The sequence below is a fragment of the Lacrimispora struthionigena genome (assembly GCF_048627165.1).
In the GTDB taxonomy this organism is placed as follows: Bacteria; Bacillota; Clostridia; order Lachnospirales; family Lachnospiraceae; genus Lacrimispora.
This window is the reverse complement of record NZ_JBMBWP010000002.1, coordinates 2,915,088-2,936,593: the sequence shown is the minus strand read 5'-3', so window position 1 is coordinate 2,936,593 and position 21,506 is coordinate 2,915,088. Positions and strand designations below refer to the sequence as shown.

Genomic DNA, 21,506 nt, shown 5'->3' with positions numbered 1-21,506 from the left:
TAAATCAGAATTATGATATACTTAATCTGAAATTCACTACATAACTGCTACAGAAATAACAAAACGGCTTCCCTTTTCCGGGAAGATTGAAAGGAAGGCTGTATTTCAAATGACAGAAAACTATGAACTTTTTACCTTAATGGCCCGCATAGATGGCATGTCCAACCAGTTCACCAAAACAGACTGGAAAATTGTGCAATACATTAAAAAATCTACCATGAAATTCATTGAACTTAGTGCTCAGGAACTGGCAAAGGAGATCGGAACGTCGGATGCCAGCATCATTCGTTTTGCTCAAAAAGTAGGATACTCCGGCCTGAATGAATTAAAATATACGATGCAGAAGGAAATTGACAAAAGTTCTTCCTCCGTAAACCATTCCGACTACTCCGCCCTGCTTAATGACTACAAGATGCTTTTAGACAGCCTGTTTCATTTAACCAATCCCACAGACATCAACCATACCAGGGAATTGATGTTAAAATCACGACGGATCTTTATTATCGGACTGAATTTTAATCAGAATATAGCGGAAATGATTGCCCACAAATTTATGACACTGGGTCTCACCGTACAGGCACTTACCAACTATGATACACTGAAGCTATATCAAAGTCTTTCTCAGGAGACCGATCTCTTTATCACCATATCGCTCTCCGGCAATCACAAACAGCTGGCTTCCATACTGGCCGATTTAAATAGAAATGGCAGTAGCATCCTGCTCATTACCAATTATGAGAAGTCTCTCTGCTCTCCCTATGCCAATATCACTCTGGTGATTCCAAAGACAGACCTGCTTTTTAGCAGCAACACCATAACAAGGGAAATCCTGATACTGGTTCTATTTGATATGTTATTCCATAATTTCCTGTCTGAGGATGTAAAATCTTTCCAGTTTTTTCAAAAGGCTGCATCTTATTCCAGGTTAAACAGCGATGATACCAGGGATGGTCTTCAGAAATTCATGGATCTCCTTTAGAATTAATTGCATATTGAAAAGAGCCCGTGGTTTTACAGGAATTTAAGATTCTGTAAAACCACGGGCTCTTTTCAGCTCTGGTCAGTAATTTATTCAATATCCACATGTTCAGACTCCATGGGGGGCATAAAAAGTTGCTTTGATAAATCGGTAAAAAGAGATTCTTGTCCAAATCCACCGGATTTTGAAATTAATTTTATGTTTTTCCCTTTATAAAGAGCTTCTGAAAGTACGACTCCCTTCTCTAATTCACAGATGGGAGAAATAGCTTTCATACCTGTCTGCTTTGCAAACTGATAGAGGAGATCTCCTCCCATAAGAAAAGCATTGGCATTCAGTCCCTTATCTAACAAAGCTTCGATCATATATCCCATGACAGAGACAATCTCTGTCCGAAGCTGTTCCGGTGTAATCCCATTTTCTTTTGCATATTGATAAGTAGCTTCCGGTTCACCTGGGCCGTTAGCATTTAAGATAACAACCGGATTCTCCTCACAGGAACGCAAAATCTTATTTACCAGAGCATTGTCAGACCCTTTTCCGATCCAGGAACGGTCAAGCTTCTCTTTTGGCGACAAAACGTACTGGGGTACACCTTTTTGACTGGCATTCTCGCACTGGGCAAGTGATACCGGGTGAATACTGGCACAGGCGATGAACATATGAGGCGATAAAACTGGAGTTACAGGCTTTCTGCCCTGTATGCCCAGTATTTTAGGAAGGAGAGCCGCAAACCCTGCGCAGCCTGCCAATAAGCAGGAAGCCTTTCCCGACATAAGCGTAAGGGCGATTCTTTCCATATCCTTAGATGTGTGGGAATCGTGTATCAGAATGCCTTCCTTAACCTCCCATTCTTCATTTTCCAATTGATTAATTACATGAGTAGGAATCAAAGTCTGTGAAGATATGATACTGGGAATATCAGAATAAAGAACCGGATCAAAGGGATCATTCCCAAAGATACTATCCGCTATCGGGATACCATCTGCATAATGGATTCCGTTTTTTGTTATCCGGCCCATCTCAGGATAGGCAGGAATAAAATGAATCTGCTTATAACCACTGGCATTAAGTACTGCCGCAAGCTCCGCTCCAATATTACCCCGAAGCACAGAGTCTGTTTTCTTATATATATAAGGAATTCCAACATTTCTCGCCCGCTGGGTTATGGAATACACTGTTTTATACGCCTGTTCCTGGTTCAAATGGCGGGTCTCGGTATTTATAACCAGAACGTCAATATCCTGAGTAAAATCGGACATATTAAAATCAGAATCCAGAGTCACATAGGTTGCTGCCCCGTCAGCTGAAAGCTGAACGCCCGTATCCAGAGCTCCTGTAAAGTCATCCGATATTATCAATAATTTAATCATATTTCTACCTTTTCCAGTATTTTGAATTGATCAGGTTCTTAGCAAGACACCTTTATTTAACACATCATACCATACATTCTATTTTGAGAAAATAAACTCAGGGTCTGTTTTGGTTTATATATGAAACACGCAGAAAAAGAATTACTATTATTTCTAGTAAATGTATACATGTTTTATAAATATATAAAAACGGTACATATTATGGTATAATAATTCTCAGATTTGTGTTTCAAATAAGAACGTTATAGGATAAGGAGGATACCCATGTCTGATAAGATACGAATTCTGGCAATTGCACCTTATGAAGGTATGAAATCTATTATGTCAAAGCTTGCAGAGGAATATCCGAACATTGAATTGAACATCCTGGTGGGTGATCTAAAAAAAGGTGTGGAAATTGCCCAGAGTAATTTTTATGAGAATTATGATGTGGTAATTTCCCGTGGAGGTACAGCAAAGCTATTGCGGCAATCCATCTCTCTGCCTGTTATTGAAATCCATACATCGGCATACGATATACTTCGTACCTTAAAGCTCTCCAATGCAGACACCAAAAAGGTTGCCATTGCCGGTTTCTCCAGCATAACAGAACAAAGTCAGTTTCTAAAAGAGGTTCTTCCCTACCCCATCGATGTTTTTTCCATCAACTCTACAGAAGAGGCTTTACCAATACTAAAACAGATTGCAGATCTTGGTTATGAAGCAATACTCTGTGATATGATTACTTATACAACGGCGAGAAACCTTGGTATGGATGCATTTCTTCTTACCTCCGGAGTTGAAAGCATACGGGATGCCCTTCATACTGCACTTGAATATTGCAGGTACTACACTCAGCTAAGAAGTGAAAACAACTTTTTCAGAAGCCTTGTCAAGCTAAGAGATATGCGTACCGTTGTTTTCGACAATGACGGGAAGCTGATTTTTTCAACCATATCAGAAACTGATACAACAATTATCGATTCTCTGCACTTGGAAATCAACAATATACCTCTGGATGAAAAGCGCAATTTGATTTTCAGGAAAAACAACCTGATTTATTCTGTACAGGCTCAGCGTCTGCTTTCTGCAGGAACCGGTTATATTGCCTTTTACATTACCGTAAACAAAGCTCCTTCAAACGGTGCAAAAAGCGGCATTCAATACAGCAACCAGCGAGAGATAGAAAAAGAGTTTTATGAAAGCATATACAGCGTCACTAATTTTTTCGCCCAATTTTATAATACCATTGATCAGGTCAACAAGGATTTATATCCGGTCATCATTACCGGAGAGGAAGGCACGGGAAAGGAACAGATTGCCAAGGCCATCTATCTGCGCAGCTCCATTAAGGATCAGCCATTTATTGAAATAGACTGCAGCTTATTAAATGAAAAGGTGTGGGAGTATTTAACCAGTCACCACAATTCCCCTCTCTGCAGCAGCGGGAGCACCATCTTTATAAAAAACATGAATTTATTAAACGAAGAACGGCAAAGACAGCTTTGGATCAATATAATCGATACGGATGCCTGCAAACGAAACCGGCTTCTTATCTCCTTTATCTGCAACTCCTACGGCATTACAGATTCCGGCTCCATGGAATTTATTAACCGGCTGAAATTATTTGTTTTTACGCTTCCCACGCTCAGAGCAGATGTATCCAGAATCGAGCCGATTGCAAATCTCTATTTAAATCAGTTGAATATGGAAAATGATAAACAGGTTCTGGGTTTTTTACCAGATGCCATGAAAGAATTACAGCAATATCACTGGCCCTATAACTACATGCAGTTCAGCCGGGTAATGAATAACCTTTTTGTCCTGTCCCAGGGACCATATATTGGAATCGAAGAAGTAAAAGAAGTGTTACACAAAGAAGTCACGCTCACCTCTGCCTCTGCAAACGGTTATATGAATATGCTGAATTTATCCCAGCCTCTGAATAAAATCAACCGGGAAGTAGCGCTCATTGTACTGGATACACAGAATGGGAACCACACAAAAGCCGCCAAAAGTCTGGGAATCAGCAGAACAACCCTGTGGAGGCTGATTAACTCTGATAATTAAAGAAAAAAAGGGATACACTAACTATTATTGATTAGCAAGACATAAACAATATAGGAGAATAACAATGCAAAAAGAATACTTATTGGAATCCAATGAAGTTATAAAACAGCTTGATTCATCTCCTCATGGACTTTCAGAAGCCCAGGTTCGGGAACGTCAGGTGAAGTACGGCTTAAACAAATTAAAAGAGGGTAAAAAAACAAGTCTCTTTAAGAAATTTTTAAAAGAACTGGCCAACTTTATGACGATTGTACTGATTGCTGCTGCAGTAGTTTCGGGGGCCACATCTATCTATGCAGGAGAAAGCATGATCGATACTGTCATTATCCTGATCGTGGTGGTGATTAATGCAATTCTTGGTGTCTATCAGGAATCCAAAGCTGAATCTGCCATTGCATCTCTTCAGGAAATGACGGCTGCCACATCAAAAGTCTTTCGAAACGGCAAGCTTGAAGTCATCCGCTCCGAGCAGCTTGTGCCTGGCGACATCATCGCTTTGGAGGCCGGAGATTCCGTTCCTGCCGATTCCAGATTATTGGAAAGCGCAAGTCTAAAGGCAGAAGAAGCTGCACTGACAGGCGAATCGGTCTCAGTTTCCAAGCATAGCGACGTGTTAGAGGCCGGAAAAGGCGAAGTAGCCCTTGCAGACAGAAAAAATATGATTTATACCGGTTCTACAATCGTTTATGGCCGTGGTAAGGCAATCGTCTGCTACACAGGAATGGAGACGGAGATTGGCCATATCGCCGATGCCTTAAATACTGCAAAAGATGAAGAAACTCCCCTTCAGATCAAGCTGAATCAGCTCTCCAAGGTGTTGTCCATTATGGTTCTGGGGATCTGCGCCTTAATGTTTGCTGTAAACATCATTCGAATTGGCTTTTCCGGCAACGGCATTCATCTGGAAGAACTGATTGATACCTTTATGATTGCTGTTTCACTTGCTGTTGCCGCAATACCCGAGGGTCTGGCAGCTGTAGTAACCATTCTCTTATCCATTGGCGTGACTAAAATGTCCCGTAAACACGCGATTGTCAGAAAGCTGACAGCAGTTGAAACCTTAGGCTGCACCCAGATCATCTGCTCTGACAAGACCGGAACCTTAACTCAAAACAAAATGACGGTGGTGGAGCACGCCACTTCAGACGAACCCCTTCTTATGACGGCAATGGCACTGTGTTCCGATGCAGTCCTTGATCCGGACAGCCTTCAGGCAGTAGGAGAACCTACGGAATGCGCTTTGGTAAATGACGCATATAAAAACAACTTATCAAAGCCGGTACTCGCCAAAGATTATGAAAGAATCGGAGAGGCACCCTTTGATTCCGTAAGAAAAATGATGTCAACCGTGCACAAAAAGAAGGACGGCTCAATAATTCAGTTTACCAAAGGCGCACCCGACGAGGTATTAAAACGCTGCAGCCATGCGTTAATAAATGGAAACATCGTAGCCATGACAGATGATATCCGCCATGATATCATTAAAGCCAACAAAGCCATGGCAGACCGGGCTCTCCGTGTTTTATGCGCTTCCATGCACAACTGGGATCAGTCTCCCCGTGACTTCACACCCGAAACACTGGAAAAAGAACTGATCTACCTTGGGCTCTCCGGTATGATTGATCCAGTCCGCCCTGAAGTAAAGGCGGCTATTAAGGAATGCCAGAATGCCAGCATTCGTCCTATCATGATTACAGGCGATCACAAAGATACTGCCGTAGCCATAGCAAAGGAGCTGGGTATTCTTGAAAATGAGAGCATGGCTATCACTGGTGCGGAGCTGGAGAAATTATCTGATGAGGAATTGGAAAGAAAGATTACCAACTTTTCCGTCTATGCCAGGGTACAGCCAGAGCACAAAGTCCGTATTGTGAAGACATGGAAGAAACTCTCTAAAGTAACTGCCATGACGGGAGACGGCGTCAACGATGCTCCAGCCATTAAAGAAGCCGATATCGGTGTTGGAATGGGTATCACAGGAACTGACGTAACAAAAGATGTCGCAGATATGGTTCTGGCAGACGATAATTTTGCCACCATTGTTGCGGCAGTCGCCGAAGGTCGAAGGATCTATGACAATATACGAAAAGCAATCCAGTTCCTGCTTTCCTCCAACTTAGCAGAGGTAATTGCAGTATTTGTAGCCAGTCTCATTGGCTTTACCATCTTAAAACCAGTTCATTTGCTTTGGATCAACCTGATCACTGACTGTTTCCCGGCCATTGGTCTGGGTATGGAAGCAGAAGAAGCAGATATTATGAAACGAGCCCCCAGAGATCCAAAAGACAGCATTTTTTCTGATGGTGTTGGTGTTGAAATCGCTATACAGGGTTTTGTCATTGCACTCCTGACCTTGATTGCATACTTTGTAGGTCATTATGTGGAAAGTGGTGTTTGGGAAATTGCCCAAAGCGCAGACGGCATGACAATGGCTTTCCTTACATTGTCTCTCCTAGAGATGTTTCATTCGTTTAATATGCGCTCCAGAACTCGTTCCATCTTTCATTTAAAAACAAAGAACAGCTTTTTAAATGGTTCCCTGCTGATGTCATTTATTTTAACAACCGCGGTTATTTACATTCCTTTTTTAAGAAGAGCATTTTCTTTTGAGCATATCTCACTTCTGGAATATGCAGTGGCTGTACTGATTGCAGTTTCAATCATACCGATTATGGAAATCGTAAAATTAATGAAACGCAGATAATAACAGGCTGTCGGATTCATCTGTTTCTGCCATGGAACAGATGGATCTGGCGGCCTGACTATTTACTCTCTGGTATAGTTAAATGCTTTTGCCAGATACATAAAAAGCTGAGTATGTCTGGTCAGCTCCTCGTATCCATCATTTTTCAGGCACCATTTCATTGCAGTCAGCACAAGCGACGCATATTGATTTGACATATAATCTAATAGTTCTATGGACTTTTTATTTGTGTCTAACTGTCTTTCAAAAAAGCTCTCTTGCAGGAAATTGTACATATCCTCATATAAGTGAATGGTTTCTGTATGTATTTCAAAAAGTGCCAGAATTTCTTCTCTCCTGTCAGATAGAATCTGATACATTGGTTTAATCACCATAATGGCATCTTCAATTTTATCGCATTCAAGTCTATCCATGACTCCCACTTTTAATACATCAAATATGCCGTTGCAAAGAGTTTCAGCCAGCTGATATTTATCCATATAATGCTTGTAGAATGTAGAACGGTTAATTAATGCACGGTCAAGAATATCCTGAACCGTTATTTTATGAAAATCCTTTTCTTTCAACAACGAGATAAACGCACTCTCAATATTTTTTCTGGTTTTTCTTACGCGCAAATCATTCTGGTTCATCAGTACTCCTTTCCATACAACATTTTAATACATTCAATATAGATAAGCAACATTCTGTATCTTATTATAGCTTATTTATATAACAAATAAAATTCTGTTGATTGAAACTTTTCGCCATATGATTAAAATAAAATCAAAAAGGAGAGATACAATTATGAATGAGTTAAGATGGTTTACCTGGCTATTTCCGTTATTATTTATTGTACACGATATGGAAGAGATTATGAGAGCAAAACAATAGTGTAAAAAAGGATTAAGACAATTTATTCCCCTTCCCATCACACCCTTTGGTAACACTAACAACACAGCAGCCTTTTCCGTTGGGGTATTTGAAGAACTTATTTTGTGGATGTCTGCCACTTTACTGGGAAACATCACCGGTTTTTATGGATTATGGTATGGCCTGCTGACGGCAAACATTATTCATCTGGTTCTATTCCATATTATCCTGCTACCCTTATCTTATCGGCATTACGTGCCAGGCGAAGTTACCGCATGGCTGACCCTGTTCCCCTGCTGCTACATCCTGATTCTTGCGCAGAGGATCTTAAATTACTCCGCAATTGAGATAGCACTTTGGGTTACTATCGGCCTGGTTTTTGCATTTGGTAATATGAAAATTCTTCACAAGAACATGCATCAGCTGGCAAAACTTATTGGATAGTCGGATATAAAAACATGATGCAGCCCAAACTATATTTTTTTAATCAAAAACATTTCCATGGGCTGCTCATATCCCGGGATATTAATAATTAATCCGCCGCTATCCTGATACCCTAATATTCTGTAGAAGTGCTGGGCATCTTCATCCACCTGGGTAGACGTCATCAGCATCCCATATCCCATTGACTTCATATCGTTTTCCCAAAACTCCATCAGTTTCTTTCCATAGCCCCTACCCCTATTACCAGAATCAACATAGAGCATTGTACAAAATGGAGTATTATCCCAAAAAAGGTTGTATCTCAACAAGCCATACGGAATATTATTTTCTAATAGAACATACCCCATTTTATCCCTGATCTTTTTTTCAAATTCAGTCTTCGGCAAATGCTTATCGAGCTTTAGCCAGAAATTTCTATCTTCTTCCTGTACATGTCTTATACTCACCATCGGACTCTTCACGCTCCCTCCTGATATCTCTTAACAATAATCCTCATATTCTTCATTTGTCATTAACCGGTATCCACTCTCTTCTTCCCATATAAACTCTACATCTTCTAATGAAGCCTCCCATATCGCATCCGGTATCACTCTTCGAAGGGAAGTCAGCCAATCTATGAGAAAGAATAATGCTTCTGTCTGCATTTCCACTATTTCATCATTCATATCATTATCATCATCGCACGGAAATGGAAGCTTGGCAGCACCAGAAAAGATGCATGTGGGTTCAGCCAGATCATAGGAGTACTGGCACAGCGTCTCGCCTCTCCCCGGGAAAGGATAATTTTCTTCGCATTCTTTTAAAATCTGAACAATTTGCTCCTGCTCTGACTGAGTAAGAGGGTAGTTTCTATTTGCCTGATAATAAATACTTGTCATAATCCCGCTCCTTTTCAAATAACTTACTTTCTCAATATTATCATGCTATGTAAGCTATATCCTAACAAACTTTTATCTTCACAGGTTTTCAAATGAAATTGATACCACTTATTAAAATTTTCCTCATCAGCAACATTGATTTTATCAGAAAGTAAAAAATTTATTCCATCAACGGCAAGATGGCAAACAATTTCCGTATGAAAACCCAATGCCATTTCCTCTATTTCATTAGGCGTCATATACAGGAACACCCCATCTGTAGTCCTGTTTTCAAACCATTTGTCCGCCTGATCCATATTTTTTAATTCATCATCCAACCCAACAATAACTCCAGCCATCGTATTGATGTAGGAAATAATCAACAATCCACCTGGTTTTAACACACGCAGACATTCTTTCATGATACCCAATCTTATCTCATCATCAACATGATAAAACGCTCCCATACATAGTACTGCATCGAAACTATCATCACAAAACCTTGAAAGATCCAGCATATTTCCAACATAAATATCTTTTAATACAGGATTATTCTTTTGCTTCTCACGAATAATATCAATATTACCAGGAACGATATCTCCTGCAATAACATCATATCCCGATTCAGCCAAAGGAAACGCATAGTTTCCAGTCCCTGCACAACCATCTAATAAAAAAGCCCCTTCTTTAATAAACTTCTTTAAATAATGCATACTAGTCAGCCATTCTATCTTATGGCTATTATTTCGAAACAGCCTACCATCTTCATCGTATGCTTTATAATAATTTATAATTTCGCGTTCCATAACCCCTCCACCCAATACACTTTTCGACTTAACCAAAACGCTTAATTTTATATCACTCTGTTATTTTTAAATAGTAGCATACTTTATCATTCTTTTCCTGCTGTTTATTCCACGTACATTCAATCGCATCCTTAACATTCTTCGCATCCTGAAAATCTGCTTGTCTTTTTTTACAATGTTCCGCAAGCAGTTCATCACTTATATCAAGATATACCAGCACTTCGCAATCCAACAGTATCAAAGTGAATAATGGGTGTCCGGGTTTCACCGTTACCCTCTCTCTGACCAGCCTGCCAGCAAAGTCACCAATTTCTTTCGTCCATGGTTTCTGGCATAAATGTGCTTCCTCTTCTTTGGTTAATTGGGGCCACAATTCATCATCCATATCCACTGTCTCTGGAATCAGCTCGTGTAATGTAGACTTTCCGCAACAAGTAGTAGCCATAATACAAATACGGTCATTTTTGTGTTTATCAAATATTTTCTTCAAAGAATCTACCGTTTCTTTTGCAGATGTATTTATTCCCATATTCATTTGTTCCCCTCTTTGTTTTTATACGCCAATAACCCTACGGCTTTCTTGCAAGCTGCAAATCTATGGTATCGTAGATTGTAATTATACCACCCAGATTGTCTATTGCCGTTTCAATCTCTGAAAAGAACTTTGCTCTTATGCCTTCTTCAATTGCTATATGATCAGAGTAAGTACCGAGGAGAGATGTATATTCTTTCGAAGTAAAAGTTCTTGTTCTATGATATAATTTATAACTTATGTCAACAAAGCCGTAATGACTTCTATATAAGCACGTTTTTTTGCTGCATTTTCGCTATATTCATTATCACTAAGTGTCCCGGGCATGTATACAGAATAAACCTTTTGAATAGCATTATTTATTTCCTCTCTCCCCTTATCCTTATAAGGATGGTTGGCAAAGCGTGCAAATACACCACCACTTTTTAATAGTGCAAAAACTTTCTTATATCCAACTTCCTCTGGTATCCAGTGAAATGCTGATGCAGAATATATTAAATCACATGTATTGTCTTTACATTTAAAGTCCTCAAACTTTGCTGTTACGGCAGAAAAATTGGGGTATTCCTTAAATTTATTACGACATAGCTCAGCCAGTTCCGCACCATATTCCACAGCTGTCAGGTTACAGCCCGTTTTCAATATTGGTAATGTCGCCTGACCTCCTCCTATTCCAACTTCCACAACATTACTGGATTGATTAATTGGAATATAACTCAAAATATCTATATATAACTCTGGTACATATCCTGGACGCAATCTTTCATATTTTTCTGCCACTGTATTAAAGGTCCATTCTAATCCTTGAATCACTGCCATAATATTTTCCCCCATATAACTGATCTAAAGTATAATAAATACATATGAAGAGTTTAACTCCCGTCTCCAATCGGAAAAACAAAAGCATTGAAATATAAATATTTCGAAGATGCATGGTAAAATAATTCCTATCGGAGATTGAATAAAGGTTTTTTTGTTCATTATCAAACCTCGATTCTAATATTTATAGTTTAGCCACAATAAACTAGTAAATTTTGTTCTTGTGACATATAAGTGATTACCTTAGTTATATAACTCGATTTTTTATTAATAACAGTGCGTATAATAACGATTATTTATAGTATAACGTAAATTATATATTATTCAACCAAAGTTACATATATACTATAATTAAGGCGCCACTACATTATTCGTTTAAAAGGACAACATTAATAACAAGCAAATTTACATAACAATTAACAGATTCACAATTAAAAAAGACCTCACTCTCTCATGCGAAGTCTTTCAATATTACGAATCTATCCCCAACCGGTAAACCGCCTAGGAAAATCATCCCGATTTGAGTAAAATTTTGAGTAAAAGGTAACTGTCACTTAAGCTCCATCATATCCAATAATCTGAAATAGTTCAGATAAATTACTACCTAACTCATCTAATATTTCTTCTAAATCTAACGCAAAGCCTTTTGAATTATTAATGGCTTGAGGTATTTGAGGCAAATACTTTTCTAAAAAAACATTTGCATTTATTTGTTTGTTATGATGCGCACGTTGTGAAACCTCATTGCTCACATAAGTATGACGCTTTGATATTTTTTTATTGATCAAGAGCTCCGTTAACCTATCTGCATATTCTAGTTTGACATCACACAAATGCAAAAGTAGCCAAAACTCAAAGCATGGATTCGATATGTAACAACCATACCCCCTTTCTTTACAAATTTCAATACATTCAATCATTAATTGTCGACTATGGTTACCACAGTCTCTATCAAGAATAACAGCAAAACAGTCGCTATCTTGGTCGAACATTTTTAGATATTTTCTATATTCTAAATCTATTCCTATTTTCATTAAGTCATCATTGATTTTATTTCGCTCTGCTTTAGAAAAGCTATGGGGATCTTCTAGATAACTTTTTATCATGTCTTTTGTGTATTCGTTTGTAAAAGTTTCAGGTAATCCTTCTGGAATTAACTCTCCATGGCGTATATTCACATATTCGTTGAGCAGCTCAACAACTTGCTCAGGTGAAGAATATCCATCCCCTCGCTTATGCCTTAAAATCTCAATATGAATAAGAGAATTGTATCCTGAAATATCAATATATCTTTGAAGGTGTTCAAAATAATTGCGCTCTGTTTCATCTCCCTCAACAGATAGGAAAAGTGCTTTTTTAGGTTCAATTTGATTCTCTTCCTCGGCACGAATAAACGCAGATGAACGCAAGCGAAAACGGCTTGCTTTAGTCAGCACAGCTATCACCTTCTTCCACTTCATCCAACAACAACTGATTGAAAATAGGAATGGCACCATACCTGCCTAAAAGATAATCTTTTTCTATTTTTTTATCAAAGCGTGTTTTAAACTTATTAAGAGAAAAAATATGGGAACTATGATCCTCTTGCCTTTCTACAAACCATACTTCATCCTGTCTAAGGAAATCTAGGTCCATGATATTAGAGTCATGGGTAGTTGCTATAAGCTGTGCGGGACAATTAAGTGTAACCTTGTAAAAATATTTAATAAATTCTAATGTAGCTTTCGTGTGGAGGCTGCGATCTAATTCATCAATAATTATAACATGCCCTCGTCTTACATGTTGATAAAGCGGAATAAGGTCAAACAAACGCTTTGTTCCATCTGATTCATCCTCAAACTCAAATAAATCGTTATCATTTCCATGATTTGTAACAATTTCACTTGCATACAAATCTTCATCTCGCAAATTCACTTCAATTAATGAGTCCCCTCGTTGTATGAGTGCACCCTTAGTTTGTTCAGATAATTCTTTAAATATATCTAATTTTAGTGACTCCATCATACTTTTTGGAATATTAGCGAAAATTTTATCAATATTTTTTTCAATACTATTTACGGATTTAATACCGGTATCAAAATACTCTAATAACAAAGATAATTCTTTACGTATGGAATCATCTTCCATCAATTGCGTAATTCCACCATACTTGGAATCAGGGAAAACAATAATTAATTTTTGGAACCATTCCATTACATCTCTGAATGGTTGATATTCTTTATCATCAGGACTCCGAAGAAGTACATCAGATAAAAACAATGTTTTTTCCATCTTAGGGTTTTTTATATCATCAGAATATACATTAAAGCGTTCTTGCTGTGAAGCAGTGCTAAAAGTAATATCACTTGAAAATTCTATCTCCCCATTTTCTGACTTGCTACGAAGGAAGATACATTTGTCCCCTTCGTCCACTTGATAAAGCCATTCTTCTTCAATATTTATATTGGTATATGACATAGCAAAGCCATAGGAATAAAAATGATTTCCTGAAAATATGTCAAATTGAAATATACCGGGTCTGTTTTTACAAGAACTTTCAATACGAAAATACTTTTTATCACAGCTAACATTAGATAATCCCTTTGTTACAATTTTTTTTGCAAATGATATTGCACGAATAAAATTCGTTTTTCCACTAGCATTGGCTCCAAAGATGAAGCCTCCCTTTAATATCCTTTTCCCATTTTTTTCAGCGACATGATCACTATGGCGAGTAATCTTACCTGCAGACATATTAAATTCGGTCATATCTTTGAAGGATAAATGATTTTCTACAGCAAATCGAATTAACATAGATATTATCCCCTTTCTAATAATACTATTATATGTGATTTTTTCACATATATCAATATTTATTTCAATAAGACCGCTAATATACTCCGTATGATAATATAAATATGTTATTTTTTCACTTATTATTAATTTTATTTTTTAAAAAATGTTCCATTCCTGGCAATGTTATGCTCTTCCTAAAGTTATTTTTTAATCAGGGGCATTTTTTTCTACAATACTGAAAAATAAGGAATTTCCTATTAAGAAAAAAAGACCCCACACTCTCATGTGAAGTCTTTCTATATCACGAAACTCTCTTCCCAGCCATTATTCCACTGAAAAAATCATCCCGATTTGAGTAAATTTTGAGTAAATCTCCTTTACCCTATCCGCAAACCCTTATAAAATAAGGATTTACTCCATAGTGTAAGGCATAAGAGCGATATGTCTAGCTCTCTTAATAGCAACAGTCAGTGCTCTCTGATGCTTAGCACAGTTGCCAGTGATACGTCTGGGAAGGATTTTTCCTCTTTCAGACACGTATCTTTTTAATTTATTTACATCTTTATAATCGATAACGCCATTCTTCTCGCCGCAGAATACGCATACTTTTTTTCTTCTGCGCATGCCGCCTCTTCTCATCTTAGCGCCATCAGCTTTATCATTCCTGTTAAATGCCATTGGTATACCTCCTGTTAGATTTAGTTGAATGGAAGTCCTTCGTCTTCGACTCCATCCGGGATATTCATAAATCCATCGCCGATTGCACTGGAGGGAGCTGGTCTGGAGGTTGGCTGATAGCCGCCGCCTTCGCCTGGAGCGCCGCCCTTGCTGTCTGCGAATTCCTGATCTTCTACAACGATATCTGTTGTATATACTTTTACGCCGTCTTTATTCGTATAACTTCCAGTCTGGATCCTTCCGGAAATCAGTACTCTCATACCCTGACGGAAATACTTCTCTGCAAACTCACCTGCTTTGTCAAATGCAACGCAGTTGATAAAATCAGCGGTCTGCTCATTGCCGTCCTGACTTCTGCGGCTTCTGCGATCAACAGCAAGGGTATACCTTGCGATGGCCATAGCACGCTCGCCCTGGGAATATCTTACTTCTGGATCACGGGTCAATCTGCCCATAAGGATTACTCTGTTCATACGATCACGCTTTCTTTATCTATTATGCTTCTTGTTTCACGCATAAGTATCTGATAACCGGCTCCATAATACGAACGTTTTCTTCTAATTCGTTCGGTGTATTGGACGCGCCATCAAATTTGATGAAGTAGTAGAATCCTTCTTTCATTTTCTGAATTTCGTAAGCTAATCTCTTCTTACCCCATTCATCAACGCCAGTTACAGTTCCGCCGAAACGAGTAATGTAACCATTAATCTTTTCCATGGCAGCTGCTCTCTCTTCATCTTCGAGCTTTGCGTTCAGAACAATCGTTAATTCATATTTGTTCATGCTTGTTTACCTCCTTGTGGTCTCTGGCCCCTGACTTCAGTTTCAGGAGCAAGGATTAATATATGTCACGGTACAGTATTATACCGGAAATTTATGATAAAAGCAAGTCCTTTTCCCACTTTCATCACTTTTTTCTTATATAATAGGGATTTTATGATTTTGGCTGCCCATCTTTTCCCTTTAATCCTCTGGTATTCTTCTCCACCAGCTTCCTGGGTACCATAATCTGATGGCCACATCCAGTGCATTTTAAACGAAAATCAGCTCCAACACGCAGAATTTCCCATTCCTGGCTCCCGCATGGATGCTGCTTTTTTAATTTTACAACATCTCCAACTTCATAGATCATATCATACACCTGTCCCGTACGTTTTATTTTCTCTTTTAAATAAGACGCTATTTTAAAATAATATCGATTTCCTTCAGTTCCTCTTGGGTAAAAGACAGCTTCTTAAGGCACGCTGCATTATCTTCCAGCTGCTTTACACTGCTGGCTCCTATTAACACTGAGGTCACAGCCGGTTCCCGCAGAACCCAGGATAGCGCCATCTGCGCCAGTGTCTGCCCTCTTTTTCCAGCCAGCTCATCAAGGCGTCTGATCTGCTCAAGCCGTTCCTCAGTCAGATAACGTCCTCCAATGGTAGTTCCCTTTCTGGCAGCCCTGGAATCCGCCGGAACACCATTTAAATACCGGTTTGTCAAAGCTCCCTGGGCAAGAGGGCTGTAGCAGATGCACCCGGTTCCATGTTCCAGCAGTGCTCCAAACAAACCATCTTCCGCTCCCCGTTCCAGCATGTTGTATCTTGGCTGGTCTATGAGACACGGAACTCCCATGTCTCTTAACATGGAGATCGCTTTTACCGCTTCCTGCTCACCATAATTAGAAATTCCAGCATAAAGAGCTTTCCCCTGCTTTACAATGTCTGCCAAAGCCCCCATGGTCTCCTCCACCGGAGTTTCCGGGTCTGGTCTGTGATGATAGAATATATCCACATATTCAAGACCCATGCGCTTTAAGCTCTGATCCAGACTGGACATTAAATACTTTCTGGAACCCCAGTTTCCATAGGGGCCAGGCCACATATCGTATCCAGCTTTTGTAGAGATAATCAGCTCATCACGATAAGGAAGCAGATCACTCTTTAAAACAGTTCCAAAATTCTCTTCCGCTTTTCCAGGTGCAGGAAACCCGTAATTATTAGCCAGGTCAAAATGGGTAATTCCCATGTCAAATGCACTTAAAAGAACTTCTTTCTGTTCCGATACCGGTTTTTCCAGTCCAAAATTCTGCCATAATCCCAGAGATACCATGGGAAGCATGATACCGCTTCTCCCGCAACGCTTGTATTTCATTGTGTCATATCTGTTTTCTGCCGCCTGATACATCGTTTTGCTCTCCTTTATATCCTGAACCGCTTCAGACTCCCACTGCATCATGGAGCACTTCCCCGATGCTGCCGCTGATCACCAGATTGGCTTTCTCATCCATTGGTGTAACGGTTTTGTTAATAAGCACCATTTTGCTGCCTCTGTAATAATCAATCAGTCCAGCCGCCGGATAGACAGTCAGCGAAGTCCCTCCTATAATGAGCAAATCAGCCTGGGAGATATAAGCGACTGACTTACTTAGCACACCTTCATCCAGGCTTTCCTCATATAAGACCACATCCGGTTTAATCACCCCACTGCATGTACACCTTGGAATCCCGTCCTCCCCCATGGAAGAGAGCATCTCTTCCAATGAAAAAAACTTCATACAGCGGGTGCAATGATTTCTCCTGACAGATCCATGAAGCTCCAGCACAGTCTTACTCCCTGCTGCCTGATGAAGTCCGTCGATATTCTGAGTAATAACCGCTTTTAATTTCCCCATCTCTTCCAGCTTTGCAAGAGCCAGATGAGCCGGATTGGGTTTTGCGTCCGGAAATAACATCTTATTTTTATAAAAACGATAAAATTCCTTTGGTTTGGACCGGTAAAAACTGTGGCTGATGATAGTCTCCGGAGGATACTCATACTCCTGATGATACAGCCCGTCAACACCTCTGAAATCGGGAATATTGCTTTCTGTTGATACCCCCGCTCCGCCGAAAAATACAATATTCTGGCTTTCCATGATCCAGTCCTTTAACAGACTTTGTTCATTCATCGACTTTTCCCTCCAACTTGCAGGGGCGGATTCAGCTGAACCCGCCCGTAACTGATTTTCATAATTATAAAATCAGGTTATTTCATCGAAAAACACTCCATTTAAAGGTCTTATCCGGTCTGCCATGGTTTGTCGGTTTTCCGGAATCTCCGGCTTTCCATAGCCAAAAAGCCAGGAAGTCAGTTCGCTGATCCCCATAACCAGATGAGGTTTTATCTTATTATTATCTGACAGCGGAGTCATTGAAGATCCATCTTTTGTAAGCTTCCAGCGAAAAACACCGTTGTTCTGACGTATAAAATCATCCTTTACTTCAATAAACAATTCCATCTCACTGACCGGACAATCCTCTTTCAGCCTGATCACGGAGACAAACTGCTCCAGATGAATGATGCGCCCCATTACAGCAGGTCTTAGATTACCGACTTCCTTTGCATAATCAGGAAGAACAATCAGCTCCCGCTGGTTCTCTGCAAGTTCTCCGTAATAAGCCCATACACCCGCAAGCCGTTCTCTTTCATCTCTGGTAAAAAGAAGAATCATGTCTCCCCTGTCACTTCTTACTTCTCTGCATAAATTCCGGTAATACTCCTCATCTCTGTGAGCGTACACCTCATATTTTTTTTCCAGCTGGCGGCCAACAAATCTGGCGGCCTCCTTACAGTCATCAGACCGTTCCATAAACGCACGGCGGCTTAACCGGGTTCTTCCCTTTTCGTTAAGCACCCGTTTAGGCAGATCGCAGATATAGGTAAAGTCAAAGGGATGGTAAATAGCAGGATCAACCGGAACCAAAAAGCAAAACTCCATCCGCTCCATATACATATCTGAAAAACACCGGGCAAGCAGTCTTTTCATATAACCCTGATGACGGAAATCCGGATCAGTAGCCACTCCGGCAATATAATCCACCTTCCATATGCGGTCTTTTACCACCACTTCATAGGGATTGCGATGGAGCATCGCAGCAGGCTGATCTCCGCTCCATGCAGTTAAAATCTTATTCTTGCGGACTCTGTCCGAATAATAATAATCCAGAAAGCTCTTGGAATCCTCGGAGAAAACTTTTTCCCATAATGCCCGGCTTTCACTTTTTTCTTCCTGCTTCAAATACCGTACCATAGTTTAGAAACCCTTCTGTACCACTGAGTATTTTCTTGCAAAATCAACGGGATAATAAGACATCTTCGCTTTTCTTAAGCCTTCCATTCCCACATCATCTTCCCGGTTCACCAAAATAAGTTCTTCCGGATATGCATGGGTGATAAACTGCTGGTTAATAAACTGATAAAGGCCCTTAATATTGGGATCGGCCTTCTCAATATGAATAACAGCCATTTTTTCAAAGGGGTTGTAGCTGCCTATGGTAAATGCCTTTAAAACTCCGTCTATAAAAACTCCTGCCATTCTTACATTTAAAAAAGAGCAGTTTTTTAAGATGCTGTGAATTCCCATCACTTCATAATCCAGCTGACGGGTAAACTCTGCAGCCTCTACCTTGTTCTCCCACCACTCATTTAAGAATTCAACCACGCTGTCCCTGTCTGAACAGCATAAAGTCCGGTACTCATATCTTCCCTCATATTCTTTCAAAAAAGAGTTCAAATGATTCTTCTTTTTGTGAAGCTTCTTTCCGGAAAGTGTCCTTAATGATTGAGCGTCATAGAGATAATCCTTTAAATCTTCTACCTCTTTTACTTCAAACTGATCGGGATCCAGCTTTAAATACTCAATCGCCGCCTCGTCTGCCAGAGAGATTCGAAGAGGCTTTTTTAAAACCTCATTAAAGTATTCTTTCATTTCATTGAAATAGTAAGAAAGATCTTCTTCCCGGCACATAGGCATGGCTGTAAAGGGCTGGCCATCCTTTTCCATCAGAAACTGTAATGCTTTATTGTCGCTGATTGCGTACTTCACATGGTAGTATTCTCTCCAGATAAAGCAATCCAGATATACACTATCACAGGTCTTATTGGGCCGCAGGGCATAAAACGGAGTTATCTTTTCAACATCACTCGCCTCAATTGGCTTAAATTGTAAATTCATAATTGTTCCCTTCTATTTTTATCACTAGCTTTTCTTAATAAAATCAGTATTACACTTGGGACAGTGAATTTTTATTTTACCTTTTCCCCTTGGTACCCTGATTTTTTGTCCGCAGCCCGGGCACTTGTAAATGTGAAACTTCATGCTCTGCTGCAGACGGAAACGCCATTTGCGAAATGTTTCTACGATAGCAAAACAAAACCGCTCAAATTTCTGATTTTCATCAAAGCGTCTCCTGATATTTCTTGAAAACATACGATAGTAGCTTATTAGCAGGACTGCCACAGCTATGAGATCCACCCAGGGACTCTTTATAAACAGACCTGCAACAAATAAAATAAATGCCGTCGCTGTTAAAAATTTCCCTAATTTATCAGCGCCATATCTTCCCGTCATAAATCGAATTAATTGATCTCTCATTTGATTCATGCTGTATAATCGCCCCTTTTCTTTGCCTTAACTATAATAACCTATCCAGCCAAAGTCAATGTTATGAGCATATATTTCATAATCTTTTCAGAATTAATCCCTGGATTTATCCCGGTACTGCTTCGGCGTCAGACCATAGCGTTCTTTAAAGATCCGGTGAAAATAACTGCTGTTCTCATAACCGATTTCCTGTATAATTTCCTCTACTGATTTGTTGGATGAGGTAAGGCAGTTCGCTGCCCTGCAAAGACGGATCAGCTGTAAGCATTCTGTAAAAGTCATCTGATAGTACCTCTTAAACAGCCGGCTGATATAATAAGTTGGCTGCATGACTTTTAAAGAAAATTCCTCCAGTGTAGCCGTGGTATAGTGATTTTCCAGATACTGATACGCTGTTAAAGCAATCTGCTCTTCATACTGTGTCGTATCATGGGATTCCACCTTATCGGCATCATGAAGCAGTTCCATAATTAACATGGACATGGTTGCCTGATTAATCTCCTGCCTGCACTTCTTTTCCACCATCAGAGACCAGATCATATTCTCCAACAGGTTCCTGGCAGGCAAAATTTCCTGCAGGCGGAAATGGAGATAATCCGCCACCGAATGATTCTCAGATACTGCACCTGCAATAAAATGCCTTAAGATGCCCCCATCCTCTGTAATAAGAGATGGATGAGAGAAAAACTCCGGCTTTAGGAAAAAATGAATTGCTATATCATCTTCCCCTAAGGGCTCTATGGCATGACTGGTACCTTCTCTTAGCAGAAGAAGGTCGCTGGTTTCCAGTTTAATCCTTTCGGTCTTATTAATAATCTGGACAGCACAGCCACTGTACATATAAATAAGCTCTACATAATTATGACTATGATCCGGGATTGCTATGTGGTGAGGCTGACAGTAAAGCCCCATCATGCTGCCCTCTTCTATAATCATATCCTTATCCACTACACTGCTATCTAAGTCTCTTACATAGTATGTCAAAATTGAAGATGCATCCTTGATAATACCGTTTTTTTCTTCCGATGTCTTTCTCAAAAATTTCAGAAGTTCTTCATTCATATTGTCCTCCAAACGGCAAACCTACTCGCACTTCCCCCGATTAATTATATCACCACTATGACATTATTTGCAAGAAAAGACGGTTTTTATACAAATTTAGACATAGCTTATTTATGAGACTGGTCCTATAATCTAGCTATGTATTAATTTTTGTACAATCAATATAATT

The 21,506-nt window shown here is 39.5% G+C and carries 23 protein-coding genes; 4 read left to right on the top strand and 19 right to left on the bottom strand.

The genetic code is table 11. From position 1 onward, the window contains the following. The first annotated feature begins 109 nt into the window (after positions 1–109). On the top strand, positions 110–979 hold the full coding sequence (locus ACOAOT_RS22755; protein WP_420219031.1) for a MurR/RpiR family transcriptional regulator: 870 nt from the start codon (positions 110–112) through the stop codon (positions 977–979). 89 nt (positions 980–1,068) lie between these two features. On the opposite strand, the gene ACOAOT_RS22750 is transcribed toward ACOAOT_RS22755, so the two are convergent. Next, positions 1,069–2,352, bottom strand: coding sequence for a four-carbon acid sugar kinase family protein (locus tag ACOAOT_RS22750; protein ID WP_420219030.1), 1,284 nt, complete (start codon positions 2,350–2,352; stop codon positions 1,069–1,071). 264 nt (positions 2,353–2,616) lie between these two features. Here ACOAOT_RS22750 and ACOAOT_RS22745 point away from each other — a divergent pair, with 264 nt between their 5' ends. Next, positions 2,617–4,401: a sigma-54-dependent transcriptional regulator gene (locus tag ACOAOT_RS22745; RefSeq protein WP_420219029.1), complete on the top strand. Its 1,785-nt coding sequence runs from the start codon at positions 2,617–2,619 to the stop codon at positions 4,399–4,401. 64 nt (positions 4,402–4,465) lie between these two features. Then, complete coding sequence (locus tag ACOAOT_RS22740; protein ID WP_420219028.1) at positions 4,466–7,105, top strand: cation-translocating P-type ATPase; 2,640 nt, start codon at positions 4,466–4,468, stop codon at positions 7,103–7,105. A gap of 62 nt (positions 7,106–7,167) precedes the next feature. On the opposite strand, the gene ACOAOT_RS22735 is transcribed toward ACOAOT_RS22740, so the two are convergent. Next, positions 7,168–7,737: a TetR/AcrR family transcriptional regulator gene (locus ACOAOT_RS22735; RefSeq protein WP_420219027.1), complete on the bottom strand. Its 570-nt coding sequence runs from the start codon at positions 7,735–7,737 to the stop codon at positions 7,168–7,170. Between the two features lie 265 nt (positions 7,738–8,002). Between ACOAOT_RS22735 and ACOAOT_RS22730 the strand changes: the two genes are divergently transcribed. Then, positions 8,003–8,401 (top strand): HXXEE domain-containing protein, encoded by a 399-nt coding sequence (locus ACOAOT_RS22730; RefSeq protein WP_420219470.1) that lies wholly within the window; start codon positions 8,003–8,005, stop codon positions 8,399–8,401. A 29-nt stretch (positions 8,402–8,430) separates the two neighbouring features. Here ACOAOT_RS22730 and ACOAOT_RS22725 read toward each other — a convergent pair whose 3' ends face one another. The 17 genes from ACOAOT_RS22725 to ACOAOT_RS22645 all read right to left on the bottom strand — a co-directional run bounded on the left by ACOAOT_RS22725 (position 8,431) and on the right by ACOAOT_RS22645 (position 21,337). Next, complete coding sequence (locus tag ACOAOT_RS22725; RefSeq protein ID WP_420219026.1) at positions 8,431–8,862, bottom strand: GNAT family N-acetyltransferase; 432 nt, start codon at positions 8,860–8,862, stop codon at positions 8,431–8,433. Between the two features lie 18 nt (positions 8,863–8,880). After that, the gene (locus tag ACOAOT_RS22720; protein ID WP_420219025.1) at positions 8,881–9,279 is read right to left on the bottom strand and encodes a hypothetical protein; all 399 of its coding nucleotides are present in this window, start codon (positions 9,277–9,279) and stop codon (positions 8,881–8,883) included. A gap of 23 nt (positions 9,280–9,302) precedes the next feature. Beyond that, a complete protein-coding gene (locus tag ACOAOT_RS22715) occupies positions 9,303–10,064 on the bottom strand; it encodes a class I SAM-dependent methyltransferase (protein WP_420219024.1) in 762 nt (253 codons plus the stop codon). A gap of 52 nt (positions 10,065–10,116) precedes the next feature. Beyond that, positions 10,117–10,599 (bottom strand): hypothetical protein, encoded by a 483-nt coding sequence (locus ACOAOT_RS22710; protein WP_420219023.1) that lies wholly within the window; start codon positions 10,597–10,599, stop codon positions 10,117–10,119. A 234-nt stretch (positions 10,600–10,833) separates the two neighbouring features. Continuing rightward, a complete protein-coding gene (locus ACOAOT_RS22705; protein WP_420219022.1) occupies positions 10,834–11,415 on the bottom strand; it encodes a class I SAM-dependent methyltransferase in 582 nt (193 codons plus the stop codon). Positions 11,416–11,969: 554 nt separating this feature from the next. Then, positions 11,970–12,851 carry an RloB family protein gene (locus tag ACOAOT_RS22700; RefSeq protein WP_420219021.1) on the bottom strand — a complete coding sequence of 294 codons (882 nt, stop codon included), beginning with the start codon at positions 12,849–12,851 and terminating at the stop codon, positions 11,970–11,972. Beyond that, a complete protein-coding gene (locus ACOAOT_RS22695; RefSeq protein ID WP_420219020.1) occupies positions 12,841–14,208 on the bottom strand; it encodes an AAA family ATPase in 1,368 nt (455 codons plus the stop codon). Before ACOAOT_RS22695 ends, ACOAOT_RS22700 begins: the two co-directional genes overlap by 11 nt. 393 nt (positions 14,209–14,601) lie before the next feature. Beyond that, positions 14,602–14,868, bottom strand: a complete 267-nt coding sequence (gene rpsR, locus ACOAOT_RS22690) for a 30S ribosomal protein S18 (RefSeq protein ID WP_097004577.1) — start codon at positions 14,866–14,868, stop codon at positions 14,602–14,604. Between the two features lie 20 nt (positions 14,869–14,888). Next, positions 14,889–15,341, bottom strand: coding sequence for a single-stranded DNA-binding protein (locus ACOAOT_RS22685; protein WP_104437856.1), 453 nt, complete (start codon positions 15,339–15,341; stop codon positions 14,889–14,891). Positions 15,342–15,363: 22 nt separating this feature from the next. Then, complete coding sequence (gene rpsF / locus ACOAOT_RS22680) at positions 15,364–15,651, bottom strand: 30S ribosomal protein S6 (RefSeq protein ID WP_104437857.1); 288 nt, start codon at positions 15,649–15,651, stop codon at positions 15,364–15,366. A gap of 151 nt (positions 15,652–15,802) precedes the next feature. Beyond that, on the bottom strand, positions 15,803–16,000 hold the full coding sequence (locus tag ACOAOT_RS22675; protein ID WP_104437858.1) for a DUF951 domain-containing protein: 198 nt from the start codon (positions 15,998–16,000) through the stop codon (positions 15,803–15,805). 47 nt (positions 16,001–16,047) lie between these two features. Further along, complete coding sequence (locus tag ACOAOT_RS22670) at positions 16,048–17,037, bottom strand: aldo/keto reductase (RefSeq protein ID WP_420219469.1); 990 nt, start codon at positions 17,035–17,037, stop codon at positions 16,048–16,050. Between the two features lie 31 nt (positions 17,038–17,068). Further along, a complete protein-coding gene (locus tag ACOAOT_RS22665; RefSeq protein ID WP_420219019.1) occupies positions 17,069–17,800 on the bottom strand; it encodes an NAD-dependent protein deacylase in 732 nt (243 codons plus the stop codon). 72 nt (positions 17,801–17,872) lie between these two features. Further along, positions 17,873–18,922 (bottom strand): GNAT family N-acetyltransferase, encoded by a 1,050-nt coding sequence (locus ACOAOT_RS22660; RefSeq protein WP_420219018.1) that lies wholly within the window; start codon positions 18,920–18,922, stop codon positions 17,873–17,875. Positions 18,923–18,925: 3 nt separating this feature from the next. After that, positions 18,926–19,846, bottom strand: a complete 921-nt coding sequence (locus tag ACOAOT_RS22655) for a DUF2156 domain-containing protein (protein WP_420219017.1) — start codon at positions 19,844–19,846, stop codon at positions 18,926–18,928. Positions 19,847–19,870: 24 nt separating this feature from the next. Continuing rightward, positions 19,871–20,275, bottom strand: a complete 405-nt coding sequence (locus ACOAOT_RS22650) for a hypothetical protein (protein WP_420219016.1) — start codon at positions 20,273–20,275, stop codon at positions 19,871–19,873. A gap of 93 nt (positions 20,276–20,368) precedes the next feature. After that, a complete protein-coding gene (locus ACOAOT_RS22645) occupies positions 20,369–21,337 on the bottom strand; it encodes an AraC family transcriptional regulator (RefSeq protein ID WP_420219015.1) in 969 nt (322 codons plus the stop codon). Between the last annotated feature and the right edge of the window lie 169 nt (positions 21,338–21,506).

Excerpts from the sequence above, each read along its gene's own strand:
- ACOAOT_RS22755 (WP_420219031.1), top strand. The coding sequence starts at position 110 with ATGACAGAAAACTATGAACTTTTTACCTTAATGGCCCGCATAGATGGC.
- ACOAOT_RS22750 (WP_420219030.1), bottom strand. The coding sequence starts at position 2,352 with ATGATTAAATTATTGATAATATCGGATGACTTTACAGGAGCTCTGGAT.
- ACOAOT_RS22745 (WP_420219029.1), top strand. The coding sequence starts at position 2,617 with ATGTCTGATAAGATACGAATTCTGGCAATTGCACCTTATGAAGGTATG.
- ACOAOT_RS22740 (WP_420219028.1), top strand. The coding sequence starts at position 4,466 with ATGCAAAAAGAATACTTATTGGAATCCAATGAAGTTATAAAACAGCTT.
- ACOAOT_RS22735 (WP_420219027.1), bottom strand. The coding sequence starts at position 7,737 with ATGAACCAGAATGATTTGCGCGTAAGAAAAACCAGAAAAAATATTGAG.
- ACOAOT_RS22720 (WP_420219025.1), bottom strand. The coding sequence starts at position 9,279 with ATGACAAGTATTTATTATCAGGCAAATAGAAACTACCCTCTTACTCAG.
- ACOAOT_RS22715 (WP_420219024.1), bottom strand. The coding sequence starts at position 10,064 with ATGGAACGCGAAATTATAAATTATTATAAAGCATACGATGAAGATGGT.
- ACOAOT_RS22710 (WP_420219023.1), bottom strand. The coding sequence starts at position 10,599 with ATGAATATGGGAATAAATACATCTGCAAAAGAAACGGTAGATTCTTTG.
- ACOAOT_RS22705 (WP_420219022.1), bottom strand. The coding sequence starts at position 11,415 with ATGGCAGTGATTCAAGGATTAGAATGGACCTTTAATACAGTGGCAGAA.
- ACOAOT_RS22695 (WP_420219020.1), bottom strand. The coding sequence starts at position 14,208 with ATGTTAATTCGATTTGCTGTAGAAAATCATTTATCCTTCAAAGATATG.
- rpsR (WP_097004577.1), bottom strand. The coding sequence starts at position 14,868 with ATGGCATTTAACAGGAATGATAAAGCTGATGGCGCTAAGATGAGAAGA.
- ACOAOT_RS22685 (WP_104437856.1), bottom strand. The coding sequence starts at position 15,341 with ATGAACAGAGTAATCCTTATGGGCAGATTGACCCGTGATCCAGAAGTA.
- rpsF (WP_104437857.1), bottom strand. The coding sequence starts at position 15,651 with ATGAACAAATATGAATTAACGATTGTTCTGAACGCAAAGCTCGAAGAT.
- ACOAOT_RS22675 (WP_104437858.1), bottom strand. The coding sequence starts at position 16,000 with ATGATCTATGAAGTTGGAGATGTTGTAAAATTAAAAAAGCAGCATCCA.
- ACOAOT_RS22670 (WP_420219469.1), bottom strand. The coding sequence starts at position 17,037 with ATGTATCAGGCGGCAGAAAACAGATATGACACAATGAAATACAAGCGT.
- ACOAOT_RS22665 (WP_420219019.1), bottom strand. The coding sequence starts at position 17,800 with ATGAATGAACAAAGTCTGTTAAAGGACTGGATCATGGAAAGCCAGAAT.
- ACOAOT_RS22660 (WP_420219018.1), bottom strand. The coding sequence starts at position 18,922 with ATGGTACGGTATTTGAAGCAGGAAGAAAAAAGTGAAAGCCGGGCATTA.
- ACOAOT_RS22655 (WP_420219017.1), bottom strand. The coding sequence starts at position 19,846 with ATGAATTTACAATTTAAGCCAATTGAGGCGAGTGATGTTGAAAAGATA.
- ACOAOT_RS22650 (WP_420219016.1), bottom strand. The coding sequence starts at position 20,275 with ATGAATCAAATGAGAGATCAATTAATTCGATTTATGACGGGAAGATAT.
- ACOAOT_RS22645 (WP_420219015.1), bottom strand. The coding sequence starts at position 21,337 with ATGAATGAAGAACTTCTGAAATTTTTGAGAAAGACATCGGAAGAAAAA.